The organism is Nonomuraea sp. NPDC059194 (assembly GCF_042754765.1).
GTDB lineage: Bacteria > Actinomycetota > Actinomycetes > Streptosporangiales > Streptosporangiaceae > Nonomuraea.
Genome location: NZ_JBHZBH010000005.1, coordinates 243,338 through 261,545, shown reverse-complemented (window position 1 = coordinate 261,545; position 18,208 = coordinate 243,338). Strand labels below are relative to the sequence as shown.

The following is an 18,208-nucleotide window of genomic DNA, read 5'->3' as shown; positions in this document are numbered from 1 at the left end:
GGGGGCGTGATTAGAGTGGGTGTGCTCGGGGCCAGGGGCAGGGTCGGCGTCGAGGTGTGCAAGGCCGTCGAGGCGGCAGGTGACCTGGAGCTCGTGGCGGCGGTCGACAGGGACGATCCGATCGAGACGCTGCAGGGCGCCCAGGTGGTCGTCGACTTCACCCATCCCGACGTGGTCATGGGCAACCTGGAGTGGGCCATCTCCCACGGCATCCACCCCGTGGTCGGCACCACCGGCTTCGACGAGGGGCGGCTGGCCACCGTGCGCGGCTGGCTGGAGCGCTTTCCCGGCACCAACTGCCTGATCGCCCCCAATTTCGGCATCGCGGCCGTGCTGATGATGCACTTCGCCCAGCAGGCCGCCCGCTACTTCGACTCGGTCGAGATCGTCGAGCTGCACCACCCGAACAAGGCCGACGCACCCTCGGGCACCGCCCGCCGTACGGCGGAGCTGGTGGCCGAGGCGCGTGCCAAGGCGGGGATGGCACCGATGCCCGACGCGACCAGTTCCGAGCTCGACGGGGCGCGCGGCGCCAACGTCAACGGCGTCCACGTCCACGCGGTACGGCTGGCCGGGCTGATCGCCCACCAGGAGGTGCTGCTGGGTGGCGGTGGCGAGACCCTGACCATCAGGCACGACACGATGAACCGGGCCTCGTTCACGCCGGGTGTGCTGCTCGGCGTGCGCAGGGTGGCCGAGCTGCCGGGCCTCACCGTGGGCCTGGAGCAACTCCTCGACCTGTGACCCGACAAGAGCCTGTGACACGAGAATGTGCCCATGCCTGAGCATGGGCACATTCTTCGGAGGGGTGCCGGCCCCGCACGGCCGGTCGCGATCATCACACTAATGCCAAAGTCGACCATCCTCTGAAAGGCGAGTGCGTGTCGGTGGTGCGTTGGGCGGACAAGGACGAGCTGCCGGGCCTGGCCGACGTGGAGCGGGCGGCCGACGGGCTGTTCGAGCAGGTCGGGATCGTTTTCCCGCCCGGCACGACGATGATCGAGGAGTGCGACGACCCCGGCAGGGTGCTCGTCGAGGGCAGGGGCTTCGCCATGATCGACATGGTCGACGGCAACGTGCATCTCGACCAGCTGGCCGTCCATCCCGACAGCATGCGGCAGGGGATCGGCGGCAGGCTGATGGCGGCGGTGATCGACCACGCGGCGGCCGTGGGCGCGCCGGGCGTGACGCTGACGACGTTCCGCGACGTGCCGTGGAACGGGCCCTGGTACGAGCGGCACGGGTTCGCCGTCATGGACGATCCAGGCCCTGAGCTGCGCGCCATCGTCGAGCACGAGCGGGAGCTCGGCATCGAACTCGCACCACGGATAGTGATGTACCGTCCCGTAGTGTGAGGCTTCGCGATGAACTGTGGCGGGCGATGGACGGCGTCTATCGCCAGATCCTGCGGCACCCCTTCCTTGAAGGGCTGACCGACGGGTCGCTCCCGCGCGAGTCCTTCCGCCACTACGTCATGCAGGAGGCGCACTTCCTGCCCGACTACGCCAGGGCTCTGGCCGCATGCGCCGCCAGGTCACCGCAGCCGGTCGCCGTCCACAGGTTCGCCGCCGACGCGGCCAGGACCGTCGAGGTCGAGCACAGCCTGGTCGTCGAACTGCTGGCCGCGTTCGGGCTCGACGAGGCCGAGGCGCTGAAGTCGCCCGCCGGTCCGACCACCGTCGGCTACGCGGCGTACCTGGTGCGGACCTGCTCGCTCGGCACGTTCCCCGAGGCGCTCGGCGCGATCGTGCCCTGCTACTGGATCTACGCCCGCGTGGGGGAGAAGCTGCTGGCCGACTCCTCGCCCGACCCGCTCTACGCGTGGTGGATCGAGACCTACGGCGGCGAGGACTACCAGGACACCGTCGCGGGCGTGCTCGACCTGCTCGACGGCCTCACGCTGACGGCCGACGAGCGTGAGCGGCTGGTGGAGCGGGCCATCACCACCGCCCGCTTCGAGTGGATGTTCTGGGACGCGGCATGGCGGCAGGAGAGCTGGCCGTGCGGCTGAGGGATCTCGTCAACGACGACCACCTCGCGCTGAAGGTGCTGACCGGCCATGACCTGCTCGACCGCCGGGTGCGCGGCGTCGCCACCACCGACCTGCCCGAACCGTCCCGCTTCGTCAAGCCGGGCGAGCTGGTGTTGACGGAGCTGACCTGGCACACCGGCGCCGCCTCCTCGACCGCGTTCGTCGGCGGCCTCGGCGACGTGGCGGCGCTCGTCTGCGGCACCGCGCTGAAGGTTCCACCGTCCGATCTGCTCGACGCGTGCGCCGCCGCCGGGCTCCCGCTGCTGACGCTGCCGGTGGACGTGCCGTTCAGCCAGCTCACCGAGCACGTGCTGCGGGCGCTGATCGCCGAGCTCGGCTCCGCCCCCCGCAGGCCGTACGGCGGGCGCAGGCGCCTGGCCAGCACCCTGGTCGACGGCGGCAGCCTCACCAAGCTGGTCGACACCGTCGCGGGTGAGCTCGATGTGCCCTGCTGGGTGATGTCGTCGACCGGACGCGTGATCGTCGGCTCCCAGCCGCTCGACGAGAGCTCGCGTGGCCGGCTCGCCCACACGTTCCTGACCGCGCGCTACCTGCCCGCCATGGTCGACCGCCTGTCGGTCTTCCCGATCAGCAAGGGCGCGCCCCACCGGATCGCCAACTGGTTCCTCGCCTACCGGGGCGAAGGCGCGCAGGGTGACAGCGAAGACGTCCTGGTCGAGCTGGCCGCCCTTGTCGCGCTCGAACGCTCACGTCTCGAAGCCGCCCAGCGCATCGAACGCCGTGTCCTCGACCAGTTGCTGCGCCTGCTGGAGTCGGGCGACGCGTCCCTGCCTGGGGTCGTCTCCCGCCTGCACACCCTCCACGTGGAGACCGAGCACGGTCTGCTCGTCGTCGCCCTGACGGCCGCCGGGCCCGAGGCGAGCGTCGCCGTACTCGACGAGCTCCTGCGCCCCCTCGCGCCCGGCATCGTGACCGCGTCGGGGGAGGAGGCCATCGCGCTGGTCCCCCTCGCCGGCAACAGCGCCGCCGAGCTGGCCGACCACCTGGTGAAGGGCGCGCACACCCTCGAAGCGGGCCTGGGAGACGAACGCATCGCGCTCGGCGTCAGCAGCGTCACCACCGGGCCCGCCGGGTTGAGCGGGCTCATCGAGGAGGCCAGGCACGCCCGCTCGCTCGCCTCGCTCGGCGCCGACCGGGTCAGCGTGGTGACCGGCGACGACGTGAGCTCACACCGCACGTTGCTGGCGGCGATCCCCGACCCGTTGCGGCGCTCGTTCCGGGCGCGGCTGCTGGGACGGTTGGAGGCCTACGACGCGACCAACCAGACGGATCTGCTGGAGACGCTGGAGACGTTCCTGGAGGAGTCGGGCTCGTGGTCGGCGACGGCCGACCGGCTGCACGTCCACGTCAACACGCTGCGTTATCGGCTGAAGCGGATCGAGGAGCTGACGGGGCGGTCGCTGAACTCGTGGGACGAACGCGTCGACTTCCTGCTGGCCCTGCGGATGCGCTGAGCGTTATGTAGACTGCATCTACGTAGATTCAATCTACATAACCTGGAGGCCGCCATGACGGGGTTCGTGGGCCGCGCGGCCGAGCTGGCCCTCCTGGAGAAGTGGTCACGTCGCGTGCGCGAGTCGGGCACCGGCGAATCGCTGTCCATCCGCGGGCGGCGGCAGGTCGGCAAATCGCGTCTCGTCCAGGAGTTCTGCGACCGGGCAGGCTTGCCGTACTTCTACTTCACCGCCGTGAAGGGCGCCTCGCCCGTCGACTCCGTGAGCCGGTTCTGCGCCGAGCTCAAGGAGTCCTGTCTGCCCGCCGAGCCCGACCTGGTGACCGTCCCCGAGTCAGGGGACTGGCTGGACGCCTTTCGGCAACTCGCCTCCGCTCTCCCCGCATCGCCTTCGGTCGTCGTCATCGACGAGATCCCGTGGCTCGCCGAGCAGAGCGACACCTTCGACGGGTCCCTCCAGGTCGCATGGGACCGGCTGCTGAGCAGGCGACCGGTCATGCTCCTGCTCCTGGGCAGCGACCTGCACATGATGGAGCGCTTCTCCGCCTACGACCGGCCCTTCTACGGCAGATCGTCCCCGCTGCTGCTCAGGCCGTTGAACCCGGCCGAGACGGCGCGGGCGACGGGCCTGTCCGGGGCCGATGCCCTCGACGCATTCCTGGTCGCGGGCGGCCTGCCCGGGATTCTCAGGGTCTGGCCGTACGGCACGCCCGCCATCGAGTTCCTCCGAGAGCAGTGCGCCGATCCGACATCTCCGGTGTTCGTCATCCCCGACGAGATGCTGTCGGCCGGATTCCCCGCGCCCGACCTCGCACGACGCGTGATCGAGGCGGTGGGCAGCGGTGACCGTACCCAGGCGAACATCGCCGCCACGGCGGGCGGCCAGCAGGGCGGTCCGGCCTCCGGCACCCTCTCGCCTCTTCTCCAGCGCCTGGTGAAGGAGAAGCGGATCATCGAGGTGGACGAACCGCTGTCGACGAAGCCCGGCAAACCCGCCCTCTACCACGTGGGCGACACCAACCTGCGCCTGTATCTGGCCTGCCTGCGCCAAGCCCAGCAACTGGTCCTTCGCGGGCGCCCGGACGCCGGATTCACCATCGTGGAACGTCGCTGGTCATCATGGCGGGGGCGGGCGATCGAGCCCGTCGTGCGCGAATCCCTCACGCTCGCGGGGCTGGCCGGGGAACTTCCGTGGGCGGGCGTCGAAGCGGTGGGCGGCTGGTGGAACCGGCGCTTCGACCCTGAAGTCGATCTCGTGGGAGCCGACCGGGCACTGGTGGCCAGGCGAGTGCTGTTCGCCGGATCGGTGAAGTGGCTCGACGGAGCCTTCGACCAGCACGATCTCCGGGCGATGCTGAGCGGGGTGGCGCAGGTGCCGGGGTTCGAGCCGGGGGCCTCTGGCACGGTCGTGGTGTCGAGGGCGGGGATGGCACCGGGGGTCACGGGCGCCGACCTGGTCTGGAACGCCGACGACGTGGTCAACGCATGGACCTGACCCAGCGGCATCGTGCGATTACCATGCGTGCTGCAATTTGCAGGACTACATTTTTAAGACATGGGCTCCTACCAACTTCCTCGACCACCGGCCATGTTCGACCGCGAGTGGGAGTGGAAGCAGCTCTCCCGCTTCGTCACCAATGACGCGGCAGGCGCCACGCTTGGGATCATGTCCGGCCGCAGGCGCCAGGGAAAGACCTTCCTGCTGCAGGCAGCGTGCGATGCCACCGGCGGGTTCTACTACGGGGCGACCGAGGCGGTCCCCCGGGGGGAAGCGTTGCGGCAACTCGGTGCCGCGGTTTCGGCGTTTCTTGGCACCCCAGGACAGCTGCGATTCTCGGACTGGGCCGAGGCCATCGACGCCCTTCTCGGACTGTCGCGCGAACGGGCGATCCCCGTGGTGCTGGACGAGTTCCCCTATCTGGCACGGGAGGCGAAGGACCTGCCCTCGGTCATCCAGGTCGCGCTCGGACCACTACGAGCGGAGAAGCTGGAATCCAGGGCGCGGTTGCTGCTGTGCGGGTCGTCGATCTCGTTCATGGGCGGGCTGCTGATGGGTTCGGCCCCCCTGCGGGGCCGCGCGGGAATCGAGTTGATCGTGCCGCCCTTCGACTTCCGCAGGATGGCGGAGTTCTGGGGCATCTCCGATTACCGCCTGGCCGCCCTCGTCTACTTCATCCTCGGCGGCACCCCGGCCTACCGCACCGAGTTCGTGTCGGGCACCTCGCCCGAGAGCCTCGAAGACTTCGACGCCTGGGTGGTCGATCACGTGCTCAATCCGGCGAGCCCGCTCTTCCGCGAAGTAAGGGCGCTCCTCGCCGAGGACCCCAACCTTCGTGATATGGGGCTCTATCACACCGTGCTGGCCGCCGTCGCCGAAGGGAACGCGACCAGAGGCGGCATCGCGAGCCGGATCGAACGCAAGGCGACCGACATCTCCCACCACCTGACCGTGCTCCAGGAAGCGGGCCTCCTCGTCGCGGCGCCCGACGCCTTCCGTGCCAACCGCTCCGAATACCGCATCACGGAGCCGTTCGTCCGCTTCTACCACGCGATCATGCGCCCCTTCTGGGCGCAGTTCGAGTCGGTACGGCCCGGCCGCACCGAACGGTTCTGGGAGAGTCTGTCGAAAACGCGTTTCCTCAGCAGCGTGGCAGGCCCGGTTTTTGAGGAGATGTGCCGGGTGTGGGCGGCTGACATGGTCGCCGACGCCACGCTGGACGGCTCTCCTGCCCTGGTCCGATCGGGCGTGGTCACGGACCCGGCCACGCGGAAGAGCTACGAGGTCGACGTGGTCGTGTCCGGTATGGACGGAGAGTTGCTGGCGATCGGGGAGGCGAAATGGGGGGATGTCATCGGATCGGGGCACCTGGCCAGACTGCGAGAGATCGCCGGGGTCCTGGAGAAGCGGGGGCGCAGGCCCGGCAGGCTGCTGCTGTTCAGCGGAACGGGCTTCATGCCGGCGCTGCGCGCCGAGGCGGCGGCCAGCGGGGGAGAGGTGCAACTGGTGGACCTCGCCCGGCTGTACGAGGGCGAGTGAGATCTCAGAGCGCTTTCAGGAGGATCTTCAGCAGGTCGTCAGGCGCGTCCCGCATGAGGTTGTGCCCGCTGTCCAACGCATGCGTCGTCCACTCGGGGTCGTCGCGCAGCCGCTGGTATACGGGGGTGAACGGCGACTGGTCCGCCCAGCCCGCCGCGTAGACGTAGGTTCTGCGCCGCGGGCGCGACAGATCGCCGGTGAGCCGGATCGCCTGGAGCAGGGAGGCGAGCGGATGGGGTGTGGCTCGCGCGTCGAAGAACGGCAGCGGCCGTACGGCGTAGCCGGTCTCCGCGACGTCCAGGTACCACGCTCGTTCCTGGTCGGAGACGAGCGTCCAGCAGGAATCGCCGTGCCGCGGCACCACCGCGTCCAGATACACCAGGGAGCCCGCCCGCTCCGGCGCCCGGTCGGCGGCCCCGGTGATCACCATCCCGCCGTAGCTGTGGCCGACCAGCACTGCGTCCTCGATGTTCTCGGCCGCCAGCAGGGCGACCACATCCTGGATGTGCGTGTCGAGGTTCACCCCCGCACCGAGCAGGTGGCTGCGCTCGCCGACCCCGGTCAGCGTCAGCGGATACACGCGGTGACCATGGAGCCGCAACAGGTCGGTGAGCGGCTCGAAGCTCCAGCCGCCATGGCACATGCCGGGGATCAGGACGAAGGTCGCCACGATCACGCTCCTCGGGCGGGCGGGACGAACTCGGGCTGGTCGAGCGCGCGCAACCAGCTCCCGTCGGGCTGGCGTCGTACGTTGGACCGTTCGACGAACAGGCGGGTGATGTCCTCGGGCCGCATGGCCTTCTCGTACTGCGTCATGAGTCCCAGCCTGGTCGCACGGCTTCCAGAAGTCCAACAGATGGATCGGATGACAACTAGAATCTGAAGTCATGGAGCTCAGGCAGCTGGAGTACTTCGTCGCCGTCGCCGAGGAGCGGAACTTCACCCGCGCCGCCGAGCGCGTGCACATCAGCCAGTCCGGCGTCAGCGCCCAGATCCGCCAGCTCGAACGCGAACTCGGCGCCGAACTCTTCGACCGGTCGGCGCGCAGCGCCACCCTCACCGTCGCGGGAAAGGCCGCGCTCCAGCACGCCCGCGCCGCGCTCGCCGCCGCCGAGGCGGTCGCCCAGGCGGTGGGCGAGGTGACCGACCTGATCAGGGGCCGCCTCACGGTCGGGATGGTCATCGGCTGCACCGTCACACCGCTGTTCGAGGCCCTGGCCGCGTTCCGCCGGGCGCATCCCGGCGTGGAGATCTCGCTGCTGGAGGACAACTCCGACCGGCTCATCGAGGCGGTCCACGCCGGCACCGTCGACCTGGCCCTCGTCGGTACGGCGACCGCCACTCCCGACGGGCTGGACGCCCTGACGATCATCAGCGAGCGGCTCGTCGTCGCGGTACCCGCCGGGCACCCCCTGACGGACCTCCCGCGGGTCACCCTGCGTGACCTGAGCGCCCACCCGATCGTGTGCATGCCGCCGGGCACCGGCCTGCGCACGGTGTTCGACCAGGCCTGCGCCGCGCAGGGTCTCCAACCGATGATCGCGCTACAGGCCAGCGCCGCCGACGCCATCGCCGACCTCGCCGCCCGCGGGCTCGGCGTCGCCGTCCTCAGCGAGTCGATGGCCGCGCACTACCGCGACCGCCTCACCGCTCTCGTCATCTCCGACGTCGAAACGCCCGCGCTGCTGGCGCTGGTGTGGAAGAGCACGCACAACCCGGCGGTGCGGGAGTTGCTCGGGTACGGCAGGCGAGCCTTCACCGGGGCCGGCTGATTCCTGCTCGGCTTCGCGGCCCGGGCCGTCCGCTATCGGCACTCGGCGCCGCCGCGATCGGTCACCGCGGCACGGTGGAGATCAGGCGTCCAGGGGGCGCCAGGCGGGGGCGTTGCCGCCTCGGCGGATGCCACGCTTGCGTCCGGCGATCTTCTTGCCGGCGTCGATGGCCTGGGTGTCGAGCGGGACGTTTGTTGAGGTCTTGATGCTTTGGCTGTCAATGACGCAGGCGCTGGGCTCGGCTTTGCGAGGCCGGAGACGTTGGTAACGCTGATGTCGGCAGTGTCCGGGTTGCCGCAGGAGGCAAACACCACACTCACGCCGTCCTCACCGAATACATCGACCACCACAACGGGCATCGACCCCACCGGACGCTTCAACAGCGATCGCCAGAAGCCAGTACCCGCGCGGCTCCATCACCACCGAACACCCAGTCATGCATTCTCCGGCGCTCGAGTCGGCGGACTCATCCGCGAATACCAGCAGGTCACCTGACAGGACAGGTATTCGGCACCCACACTCTACGTCAGGCACTGTTGCATGGTCTTCAGTCGCGAGCCCATGATCGGGCAGACCCGGATCTCGCGACCCGCCTCGTCGACGACCTTCCTGCGCCCCAAGGGCCGGTCAAGCGTGACGGGCACAAAAACGACCCCGCCGGTACCGATGTAAGCACGCGGCCACAACTCGTCCCGCCACTTCTCCAATAGCGTGCGCTCACGTCTCGGGCAGACGTCGCGAAGCACCACCCGGACCCGCACGCTCGTCTCGAACTCGGCCGCTTCAGCTTCGTCGGCCTTGAGGCAGTCCGTGGAGGTCATCCCACTGACCGCGTGCAGGATGAGGGCCCGTCCTTCCACCTCGACCGTGTCGATCCACCCGGTGAAGGGTGGTTCGGTCGGCCGCGACTCCCGTATTCCGGCCGCCATGGAGATCGCGACGGCCAGGACCAGGAGGCAGCATATGCGCCACAGGAAGGACGGGCCCAGGGGGTTCATTTCTTGTAGATGTCCTTGCCGACGGCCTTCATCACGTCATGGAAGTCGGTGAAGTAAGTCACGCAGGTGGACTGGATAGGATTGTCGTCGCGGTCTCCGGTGCCGCTGTGGATGCCCTTAGCCACCGCGTATCCATCACTCTTGCGGAAAGTGTAGACCGGGGCGCCTGAATCACCCCCGACGATCGCCAAAGCGTGGGCGGACACCGGCTTCAAGAACGCCGTCATCGAACACGGCGCCACGTTGGGGATCGACGTCGAAGTCGTTCCATGCCGCTCTGAGCCCGGCTTTCACGTCGTCAAACGCCGCTGGGTCGTCGAGCGCACCCTGGGCTGGCTCATGCTCCACCGCCGACTCGCCCGCGACTACGAAACCCGGCCCGACCACGCCGCAGCCATGATCCGCATCGCGTCGATCGACAACCTCGCCCGGCGCATCACCGACGAAACCACCCCGACCTGGCGAGACACGTAACCGACAATCAATCATGAACTTCGCTTTTCAGATGCCCTCTAAGTCGCGGAGGCCAAACGCCGGGGAGCGCGAGGGGCGGGCCCCTCGCCCGGGGGGTGTGGGGGGAACTCCCACAAAGGACAGCCCGAGCCCTTGGGCGAGGACCGAGCTTTTGTGGGGGTGTGGGGGGCGCCGAGCCTCCCACCGGGCGCTGCCCGAGCCTCGATGCGCGTAGCGCCCCGTGCGAGGACCATGCCGTTGTGGGTCGCGATGCCGTAGCGCCCCCACGAGGACCATGCCGTTAGGGTTTGGCGGCGTACTCCTCCAGCTCAGCCAGGTACCCGTCCTTGACGTGCCGCGGCAGCCACGCGATCTCGAACGCGTTCCGCTGCACCTGCAGCAGTTCCTCCCGAGAAAGCTCCAACGCCGCCAGGTTCTCCTGCACGTACCCGGGGAAGTACGCCGGATCGTCGGAGTTGATCGTGACCCGCACGCCCAGGTCCAGCAGCTTCCTGATCCCCTCGGCCTTCGTCGAGTCCGTGACGATCGAGTTGGAGATCGGGCAGCACGTCAGCCCGATTCCCCTGTCGATGACCCGATGCACCAGCGCCGGGTCCTCCAGGATATTCACGCCGTGGTCGATCCGGTCGACCTGGATCTCGTCGAGGCACTGCCGGATGTGCTCGATGGAGTTGTCTTGGTCGACGTCGCAGTGCATGGTCAGCAGGTACCCCTCCTGCCTGGCCCGCTCGTAGACGGCGGCGAACTTGGCGGGCGGGTTGTCCTTCTCGTCCGAGTCGAGGCCGACGCCGACGATCCACTCCTTGTACGGCAGCGACTCCAGCAGCGTCGCCATGGCGTACTCGGCCTGGAAGTCGCGCAGGAAGCACATGATGAGCTGGGCGCGGATGCCGAGCTGGGCGTCGGCGTCGATGAGCGCCCTGCGCAGGCCGCGGATGACCACGTCGAAGGGGACGCCGCGGGAGGTGTGCGCCTGCGGGTCGAAGAAGATCTCCGCGTAGCGGACGTTCTGCGAGGCGGCCTTGCGCAGGTACGCCATGGCCAGGTCGTAGAAGTCGGGCTCGGTGCGCAGCACGCCCATGCCCTCGTAGTAGACGGCCAGGAAGGACGGCAGGTCGTCGAAGGCGTAGGCCGCACGCATCTCCTCCACCGACGCGTACGGCATCGTGATGCCGTTGCGCTGGGCCAGCTCGAACTTGAGCTCAGGCTCCAGGGTGCCCTCGATGTGCAGGTGGAGCTCGCACTTGGGCAGGCCGGCGATGAAGTCGTTCACTGGATGACCTCCACGATCTCGAGGTTGACGCAGTCGACCAGGCCGAGGTCGGTGACCGCGTAGTCGGGGATGGCGGTGATGGACAGGAAGAACAGGTACATCAGCGGCGCGGGCAGCTCGCACCCCAGCGAGCGTGCCACGTCGTCGAGCCGCTCTTCCAGCACCGCCATCTCGGCGGCGGAAAGGTCGGACACGATGCCGGCGACGGGCAGCGGCAGCGACTCCACGACGGTGCCGTCCACCACGATGACCTGCCCGCCGCCCATGGCGGAGACGGTGTTGATGGCCAGCGCCATGTCGGAGCGGGAGGCGCCCACGCAGATGATGTTGTTGTCGTCGGGCGCGGCGCTGGTGGCGATGGCGCCCTTGCGCAGGCCCATCCCGCTGACCATGGCGACGGGCCGGTTGCCCGTCTTGCCGTACCTCTCGACGACGGTGACGAGCAGGGCGTCCTGCTCGACGGATGGCTCGACGACGCCGTCGACGACGGGCAGGGTGACGTCGCGCCGCCTGCGCACGAAGACCTGCTCGGTGAAGTTGAGCGTGAGCACGGTGACCTCGTCGGCGTCCGAGCGCAGCGCCAGGTCGTCGGCGGTGACCTCGCGGACGGGGAAGGGCCGCACCTCACCCCTGGCCGGCGGTACGGCGGGCACGACCATGGCGCCGTCCCTGGCGACCAGCCTGCCGCCCGCGACGACCTCCCTGATCGTGAAGTCGTCGAGGGAGTCCACGATCAGCACGTCGGCGAAGCGGCCAGGCGTGATGCTGCCGACCAGGTCGTCGATGCGGTACATCTCGGCGCAGTTGACGGTCGCCATCTGGATCGCGGTGACCGGGTCGACGCCCGCCTTGATCGCCATCCTGACCAGCTTGTCCATGTGCCCGCCCGCCAGCACGTCGGCGGCGTGGACGTCGTCGGTGCAGAAGGCGACGCGGCGCGCGCCGACCTTGGCGACGACCTGGATGTTCTCCTCCAGGAAGTGGGCGACCGACGACTCGCGGACGATCGCGTAGATGCCCTGCCGCAGCTTCTCGAGCATCTCCTCGTGGCTGTAGGACTCGTGGTCGAGCCTGATGCCGGCGGCGGCCAGGCCGGCGATGCGGCGGGCGTCCGACAGGGGCGCGCAGCCGAAGATCGGCAGCCGTCGCCGGTGGGCGAGTTCGAGCGCCTCCAGCACGGCGGGGTCGCCGTGTTCGACCATCTCCTGGACGGTCTCCCAGATGCCGACGCACTCGGGCCACTCGTGGGCGACGCGGTGCTCGGCGGGGCCGAAGGTGTGGCCGACGGTCGACTGCGGCACGGTGTAGGGGGCCTTGGCGGGGGCGCCCCACCAGATCCGCATGCTGGTCGCGGCCGCCTCGTCGAGCGCCTGCCGTACCCCGTCGAGGCCCTCGGCCACGAGGATCTGGTCCAGGCCGGAGACCACGCTGGTGGTGCCGAAGGGGACGACCAGGTTGGCGAAGCTGGTCACCGACAGCTTGCTGCACTCGATGTGCAGGTGGCCGTCGATGAGGCCGGGCACGAGGTAGCCGCCGCGCGCGTCGATGATCTCGGTCTGCGGGCCGCGCTGGAGAGCGGGGCCGACGGCGGCGATCCGGTCGTCGCTGATGCCGATCTCGGCGGGGTAGAGCTCGCCGGTGAGCACGTTGACGAGCGTGCCATTGGTGATGATCGTGTCGGCGGGCCTGCGGCCGTAGGCGACATCGAGCAGGTCATGCATGGGCGAGCTCCTTGACGGGGACCGGACGGCGGTCCAGTGCGGCGTAGACGATTCCGGCGACGAGGAAGCCGGCGAAGATGCTGAAGTCGGAGCCTCCGGTCATGCCGGAGATCCAGCCGACGAACACGCTGGAGTTCAGCCAGAGGGCGGCGGCCACCATGCCGACGGCCTGGGCGATGAGGCCGGACCAGCGGACCTGGTCGGGCGCGTTGCCGTCGAAGAGCGACGCGGCGTCGTAGCTGCCCCTGCGGCGCAGCCAGTCGGTGACGTACACGCCCGCCCACGGCGCCAGCCAGATCACCAGCAGGCTGAGGAAGGCGTTCAGCATCGTGTTGAACGAGTCGGAGGTGATCGCGACGAACGTGATGATCACGCACAGGATCAGGTCGAGGACGACCGCCAGCCACCGCTTGATGTTGATCCCCGCCGCCTGCAGGTTCAGGCCCGAGGAGTAGAGGTCGGTGGTGTTGGCGGCGAAGAGCGTGACCACGGTCAGCAGCAGGTACGGCACGACGAACCAGGACGGCAGCGCCCCCGGCAGGCCCGAGATCGGGTCGCTGGCGTTGGTCACGACCGTGGCGACGGCCGCGCCCAGGACCATGAGCAGCAGGTACGGCACGAAGCCGCCCAGGAAGGCGTAGCCGAACACGGCCTTCTTGGAGGAGTCGACGGGCAGGTAGCGCGAGTAGTCGCCGCCGAGGGGCGCCCACGACAGGCCGCCGCCCGACATCACGAGCATGACCGCCAGCGTGAACGTCGAGAAGTCGGCCGAGCCGGCGGCCGACAGGTTCGCCTTGGGCGCGACCAGGATCGCCATGATCACGAACATGGCCAGGAAGACCCAGGTGAGGTACTTCTGCGCCTTCATGACGGCGGAGTGCCCGATCAGCGGCAGGATGAGCTGGATGACCGCGGCGATCAGCACGATCGCGACCTTCAGCCCGAGCCCGTCGCTGTGGATGCCTGCCTGCTCCAGCAGGGTGAGCCCGGCCAGGGTGATCATCACCATGCCGCCCGCCTCGAAGCCGACCATGTTCAGCCAGCCGAAGAAGCCGAGCACGCGGGCGCCCTTGTTGCCGTAGGCGGCACGGGAGATCGCCATCGTGGACGTGCCCTGCTGCATCCCCTGGATGCTGCTGAACCCGACGAGCGGGAAGGCCAGCAGGTTGCCGATGACGATGGCCGCGACGGCCTGCCAGAAGCTCAACCCCATGGCGACCACGATCGTGCCGTAGACCACCGTGAACACGGTCGTCGTCGTGCCGGCCCAGAGGAAGAGCAGGTCACGCGGGCGGCCGTACCGCTCGGCCGCAGGAACCAGCTCGATCCCGCGTTGCTCCATGGACGGTCCCTTCCGGAGTGCTGAATATCCGGATTCAGTGAACCAGGTGGAGCTGACCAGGCCGTTTATCCGCGCATACGAGCTCGGCCGGGCGGTTTGTATCCGCCTACAAGGTGATCGCCAAGCCGACGGCGAACAGCAGGCCGTAGGCCATCTGCAGCTTGCCGGTGGCCTGCAGCACGCCGATGAGCGTGGGGCCCGTCGCGCCCGACAGCACCGTCTTCACCGGGCCGATCGCCAGCGGCGCGGCCAGCACCGGCAGCGCGGCGAAGGGCGTGAACGGGATCAGCAGCAACGGGATCACGAGCGGCGCGACGAGGCACACGGTATACAGCACCCTGGTGCGCTCGGCGCCGAGCACGACGGCCAGCGTGCGCTTGCCCGCGGGGCCGTCGGTGACGACGTCGCGCAGGTTGTTGATGACGAGCATCGAGCACGACAGCAGGCCGATCGGGATGGAGGCGGCCAGCGCCGCCCACGACAGGTGGCCCGTCTGGACGAACGCGGTGCCCATCACGGGGACGGGGCCGAAGAAGACGAAGACGGCCGCCTCGCCGAGCGCGCGGTAGCCGTACGGCCGCTTGCCGCCGGTGTAGAACCAGGCGGCGGCGATCGCGGCCGCGCCGACGAGCAGCACCCACCAGGCCCGCGTGGCGACCACCAGCGTCAGGCCCGCGACGGCGGCGGCGGCGAAGCAGCCGAGCGCGGCGGTCAGCACCTCGCGCGGCGCCGCCGCGCCGGAGCCGACCAGGCGCATCGGGCCCACCCGCTGGTCGTCGGTGCCCCTGACACCGTCGCTGTAGTCGTTGGCGTAGTTGACGCCGATCTGCAGCAGCAGCGCCACCAGCAGCGCGACGACGGCGCGCCACCAGATCGGGCTGCCCTCGCCGATCGCCAGGCCGGTGCCGACCACGACGGGCACGACCGCGTTGGGCAGGGTGCGCGGGCGCGCGCCGGCCACCCACTGGCTGAGCGTCGCCATCAGCTGATGTCCGTCGTGAGCCTGACCATCCGGATCGGACGGCCCATGTCGAGCACGCGTTCGGCCATGTCCTCGCCCCAGCCCGCCGACTCCAGGAAGCCGAGGACCGCGTAGTTCTCCGCGAACACCCAGGTGACGATCTGGCGGAAGCCGTCCTCGCGCAGGTAGTCGACGGTCGCGTTGAGCAGGCGGCTGCCGTGGCCGCGCCTGACGAAGTCGGGGTCGACCAGCAGCGTCAGCATCTCGGCCGTCACCGTCGGGTCGAGGTCGGGGTCTTCGGCGGGGGCGTGGGAGGCCAGGCCGACGACCTTCTCGCCGCCGCGCGGGGTGGCGGGGGCGTTGGCGCCGCCCAGGCCGAGCGCGGGAAAGCCCTCGGTGTCGAGGATGGTCTCCACGGCCACCAGGACGCGGTGCATGCGCGTGGGCGGCGAGACGATCGCCTCGTCCCACTGGCGCAGCCACATCTTCTCGGCGGCCGGCCCCGTCATCTGCTCAAGCGGCCCCTCGGGCAGGAAGTCCCGATAGCCGTAGCGCCAGGCGCGGATCTGAGTGTTCGCAACCTGGAGCACATCCTCGCGCCGGGCCGCCCGGACGCCTACGTCTGCCATCTCGGCCCGCTCCTTCGCCTGCCGTTGTGCCCGCGACCGGAGGATCTCGAGGGCACGTGTAACACCGTATCGGTGATTCGGGGCTCGCGATGACGCCTGGCTCGATAAGCGCGGGTGTTCGTCCGGTTACGGGTCTCCATGCTAATCGCTTGATCAGGTCAACCGGGCGTAGGCGGCGGCCAGCCTGCGCACCCCCTCGGTCAGCTCCGCCACGTGGACGGCGGCGCTGTGCGTGAGCCGCAGGCGCGGCCCCGGCGGTTCGGCGGGGTAGTAGATGCGGCCGGGGCTGACCTGGACGCCGTTCCTGCGCGCCTCCTCCACCAGCGCGTCCTCGTCGACGTACGGCGGCAGCCGTACCCACACGTGCATGCCGCCGCGCGGCACCAGGTGCGGCTCGGCCTCCGGCAGCAGCGCGGCCAGGGCGGTGAGGAGCGCCGTGCGGCGCGTGGCCAGCTCGGCGTGGACGGCGGCCAGGTGGCGGGGCCAGGCGGGGGAGCTGACGAACTCCAGCGCCGTCTCCTGCAGGGGCCTGGCCACGAAGAACGACTCCACGAGCTGGCTGGCCCTCAGCCGGCGGGCCGCGGGCCCGCGGGCGATCACGGCGGCCAGGCGCAGGCTGGGAGCGAGGATCTTGGTGAGTGAGCCGATGTGGACGACCGTGCCGTAACGGTCGAGGGCGATCATCGGCGTTGGCGCGTGCTCGGTCAGGTAGCGGGCGTAGTCGTCCTCGATCACGAACGCGTTGTGCGCCCTGGCCACCTGGAGCACCTGCTGCCTGCGCTCGTCGGTGAGCGTCGCCCCCGTCGGGTTGTGCAGCGTCGGCTGGCAGTAGAACACCCGCGCGCCCGTCACCGCGAACGCCTCGGCCAGCAGGTCGGGCAGCACGCCGCCGGGGTCCATCGGCACGGCCGCCGTGCGCAGGCCCGCCGCCTTGGCCGCGGCCATCGCGCCAGGGTAGGTGGGCGTCTCCATCAGCACGGTCGTGCCGGGGGCGGCCAGTGCGCGGAAGGCGTGGCTGAGCGCGGCCTGCCCGCCGCTGACGATCAGCGCGTCGGCGGCGGTCACCTCGCCGCCCGCCTGCCTGGCGAACCAGGCCCGCAGCTCAGGGACGCCCGTCAGCGGGGGCATCGCCCACGCGTCCGGGCGCTTGACCGCCCGCGACGCCGCCGCGGACAGCTGCCTGTCGGGCCGCGTGGCCGGGTTCAGGTAGCCGCCGGTCAGCGGGATCACGTCCTCGGGCGGCGCGGTGAGCAGCGCCGTGACGCCCGAGTCGTCGATGACCCTGTCGCCGAGCGCCACCGTCTGCCACGACAGGTCGGAGACCTCGTTGATCCGCGCGGGTCTGGGCGCGACGAAGGCGCCGCTGCCCGGCCTGGTGACGACCCTGCCCTCGGCGGCCAGCTGCCCGATCGCCCTCGACACGGTCACCGGGCTGACCCCGTGGCGGCGCATCAGCTCGCGGCTGGACGGCAGCCGGTCGCCCGGCTGCCGCCCCGCGATCTCCTCGCGCAGCATCGCGGCGATCTGGGCGATACTGCTATCGTCTTTCATGAGAGACAACAATAGCGCTATCGTTTCCAGCGGAGTAACGGTTCCTGTCGCGGTCGATCACGCACGGCGCGGCACGCTCCTGGCCTTCCTCGGCGTGCTGGCCTTCTCCGGCTCGTTTCCCGCCACCGTGTTCGCGATGCGCGGCTTCGACCCGTGGCTGGTGGCGATCGGACGGGCGCTGCTGGCCGGGCTCGTCGCGCTGGCCTGCCTCAAGGCCGCCCGGCTGCCGCTGGTGCCGCCGCGCGCCCAGTGGGGCTCCTACGCGATCATCTCTCTGGGCGTGGTCTTCGGCTTCCCCGTCTTCTCCGGCCTGGCACTGAACCTGGGCGCAGGAACCGCCCACTCCGCCGTGGTGATCGGCCTGCTTCCCGCCGCCACCGCCGCCATCGCCGTCTGGCGCGCGGGCGAGCGCCCGCGCCCGATGTTCTGGGTCGCCTGTACGGCCGGAGCCGTGGCGATCACTGTCTTCACCGTCTCGCAGGGCGGCGGCAGCGTGTCCCTCGCCGACGTCCTGCTGGTCGCCGCGCTGCTCTCGGCCGCCATGGGCTATACCGAGGGCGGCCGCCTGGCCCGCACCACGCCCGGATGGCAGGTCATCTCCTACGCCCTGGTGATCTCGATCCCGGTGACGCTGCCCGTGTCCGTGGCGCTCGGCCTGGCCACTCCCGTGTCATTGTCCGTCGCTTCCGTCGGCGGGTTCCTCTACGTCGGGCTCATCTCCATGTTCCTCGGCTTCATCCCCTGGTACGCGGGCCTGGCCCAGGGCGGCATCGCCCGCGCCGGGCAGACCCAGCTCACCCAGCCGCTGCTCACCCTGGTGTGGGCGTGGCTGCTCATGGGCGAGCGGTACGGCGTGGCCACCCTGCTCGCCGCCCTCGCCGTCCTGGTGTGCGTGGCGGTCACGCAGCGAAGCCGTACATAGTGCTTGAAAGACGTGACACCTC

18 protein-coding genes and 2 pseudogenes are annotated in these 18,208 nt (G+C 69.9%); 9 read left to right on the top strand and 11 right to left on the bottom strand.

What is annotated here, in order from left to right; translation table 11 throughout:
- Nucleotides 1-6 precede the first annotated feature (6 nt).
- The 6 genes from dapB (at nt 7) to ACFXJ8_RS10170 (ending at nt 6,543) form a co-directional block, all read left to right on the top strand.
- Nucleotides 7-744, top strand: a complete 738-nt coding sequence (gene dapB / locus ACFXJ8_RS10195; protein ID WP_379643506.1) for a 4-hydroxy-tetrahydrodipicolinate reductase — start codon at nt 7-9, stop codon at nt 742-744.
- A 137-nt stretch (nt 745-881) separates the two neighbouring features.
- Nucleotides 882-1,355: a GNAT family N-acetyltransferase gene (locus ACFXJ8_RS10190; RefSeq protein ID WP_379643505.1), complete on the top strand. Its 474-nt coding sequence runs from the start codon at nt 882-884 to the stop codon at nt 1,353-1,355.
- Nucleotides 1,352-2,011 carry a TenA family protein gene (locus ACFXJ8_RS10185; protein WP_379643504.1) on the top strand — a complete coding sequence of 220 codons (660 nt, stop codon included), beginning with the start codon at nt 1,352-1,354 and terminating at the stop codon, nt 2,009-2,011. The genes ACFXJ8_RS10190 and ACFXJ8_RS10185 overlap by 4 nt, the downstream gene beginning before the upstream one ends.
- Complete coding sequence (locus ACFXJ8_RS10180; protein WP_379643503.1) at nt 1,981-3,507, top strand: PucR family transcriptional regulator; 1,527 nt, start codon at nt 1,981-1,983, stop codon at nt 3,505-3,507. The genes ACFXJ8_RS10185 and ACFXJ8_RS10180 overlap by 31 nt, the downstream gene beginning before the upstream one ends.
- Nucleotides 3,508-3,561: 54 nt before the next feature.
- Nucleotides 3,562-5,001: an ATP-binding protein gene (locus ACFXJ8_RS10175; protein ID WP_379643502.1), complete on the top strand. Its 1,440-nt coding sequence runs from the start codon at nt 3,562-3,564 to the stop codon at nt 4,999-5,001.
- Nucleotides 5,002-5,061: 60 nt separating this feature from the next.
- Nucleotides 5,062-6,543: an ATP-binding protein gene (locus ACFXJ8_RS10170; protein ID WP_379643501.1), complete on the top strand. Its 1,482-nt coding sequence runs from the start codon at nt 5,062-5,064 to the stop codon at nt 6,541-6,543.
- A 4-nt stretch (nt 6,544-6,547) separates the two neighbouring features.
- Here the strand turns inward: ACFXJ8_RS10170 and ACFXJ8_RS10165 are convergent, their stop codons facing one another.
- Together ACFXJ8_RS10165 and ACFXJ8_RS10160 are read right to left on the bottom strand one after the other, a co-directional pair.
- Nucleotides 6,548-7,213 (bottom strand): alpha/beta fold hydrolase, encoded by a 666-nt coding sequence (locus tag ACFXJ8_RS10165; protein WP_379643500.1) that lies wholly within the window; start codon nt 7,211-7,213, stop codon nt 6,548-6,550.
- A gap of 2 nt (nt 7,214-7,215) precedes the next feature.
- Nucleotides 7,216-7,359, bottom strand: coding sequence for a hypothetical protein (locus ACFXJ8_RS10160; RefSeq protein ID WP_379643499.1), 144 nt, complete (start codon nt 7,357-7,359; stop codon nt 7,216-7,218).
- A 71-nt stretch (nt 7,360-7,430) separates the two neighbouring features.
- Here ACFXJ8_RS10160 and ACFXJ8_RS10155 point away from each other — a divergent pair, with 71 nt between their 5' ends.
- Nucleotides 7,431-8,315 carry a LysR family transcriptional regulator gene (locus ACFXJ8_RS10155; RefSeq protein ID WP_379643498.1) on the top strand — a complete coding sequence of 295 codons (885 nt, stop codon included), beginning with the start codon at nt 7,431-7,433 and terminating at the stop codon, nt 8,313-8,315.
- Nucleotides 8,316-8,441: 126 nt separating this feature from the next.
- Here the strand turns inward: ACFXJ8_RS10155 and ACFXJ8_RS10150 are convergent.
- From ACFXJ8_RS10150 to ACFXJ8_RS10140, 3 genes and pseudogenes are all read right to left on the bottom strand, one after another.
- Nucleotides 8,442-8,564 (bottom strand): annotated as a pseudogene (locus ACFXJ8_RS10150) (IS5/IS1182 family transposase); the annotation flags it as partial.
- Nucleotides 8,565-8,836: 272 nt separating this feature from the next.
- Entirely contained in the window at nt 8,837-9,313 is a 477-nt protein-coding gene (locus ACFXJ8_RS10145) for a hypothetical protein (protein WP_379643497.1), read from the bottom strand.
- Nucleotides 9,310-9,540, bottom strand: a complete 231-nt coding sequence (locus ACFXJ8_RS10140; protein WP_379643496.1) for a hypothetical protein — start codon at nt 9,538-9,540, stop codon at nt 9,310-9,312. The genes ACFXJ8_RS10145 and ACFXJ8_RS10140 overlap by 4 nt, the downstream gene beginning before the upstream one ends.
- Between ACFXJ8_RS10140 and ACFXJ8_RS10135 the strand changes: the two are divergent.
- Nucleotides 9,476-9,787, top strand: a pseudogene (locus tag ACFXJ8_RS10135) (IS5/IS1182 family transposase); the annotation flags it as partial. The gene ACFXJ8_RS10140 and the pseudogene ACFXJ8_RS10135 overlap by 65 nt on opposite strands.
- A gap of 280 nt (nt 9,788-10,067) precedes the next feature.
- Here ACFXJ8_RS10135 and add read toward each other — a convergent pair.
- From add to ACFXJ8_RS10105, 6 genes are all read right to left on the bottom strand, one after another.
- Nucleotides 10,068-11,060, bottom strand: a complete 993-nt coding sequence (add, locus tag ACFXJ8_RS10130) for an adenosine deaminase (RefSeq protein ID WP_379643495.1) — start codon at nt 11,058-11,060, stop codon at nt 10,068-10,070.
- Nucleotides 11,057-12,781 carry an adenine deaminase gene (locus ACFXJ8_RS10125; protein ID WP_379643494.1) on the bottom strand — a complete coding sequence of 575 codons (1,725 nt, stop codon included), beginning with the start codon at nt 12,779-12,781 and terminating at the stop codon, nt 11,057-11,059. Before ACFXJ8_RS10125 ends, add begins: the two co-directional genes overlap by 4 nt.
- A complete protein-coding gene (locus ACFXJ8_RS10120; protein WP_379643493.1) occupies nt 12,774-14,123 on the bottom strand; it encodes a purine-cytosine permease family protein in 1,350 nt (449 codons plus the stop codon). Before ACFXJ8_RS10120 ends, ACFXJ8_RS10125 begins: the two co-directional genes overlap by 8 nt.
- A gap of 106 nt (nt 14,124-14,229) precedes the next feature.
- Nucleotides 14,230-15,105, bottom strand: a complete 876-nt coding sequence (locus ACFXJ8_RS10115; RefSeq protein WP_379643492.1) for a 1,4-dihydroxy-2-naphthoate polyprenyltransferase — start codon at nt 15,103-15,105, stop codon at nt 14,230-14,232.
- Entirely contained in the window at nt 15,105-15,713 is a 609-nt protein-coding gene (locus ACFXJ8_RS10110; protein ID WP_379643491.1) for a GNAT family N-acetyltransferase, read from the bottom strand. Before ACFXJ8_RS10110 ends, ACFXJ8_RS10115 begins: the two co-directional genes overlap by 1 nt.
- A gap of 153 nt (nt 15,714-15,866) precedes the next feature.
- Nucleotides 15,867-17,264 carry a PLP-dependent aminotransferase family protein gene (locus ACFXJ8_RS10105; protein WP_379643490.1) on the bottom strand — a complete coding sequence of 466 codons (1,398 nt, stop codon included), beginning with the start codon at nt 17,262-17,264 and terminating at the stop codon, nt 15,867-15,869.
- On the opposite strand from ACFXJ8_RS10105, the gene ACFXJ8_RS10100 reads away from it, so the two are divergent.
- On the top strand, nt 17,263-18,186 hold the full coding sequence (locus ACFXJ8_RS10100) for a DMT family transporter (RefSeq protein ID WP_379643489.1): 924 nt from the start codon (nt 17,263-17,265) through the stop codon (nt 18,184-18,186). The two genes, ACFXJ8_RS10105 and ACFXJ8_RS10100, sit on opposite strands and share 2 nt — an antisense overlap.
- Nucleotides 18,187-18,208: the final 22 nt, after the last annotated feature.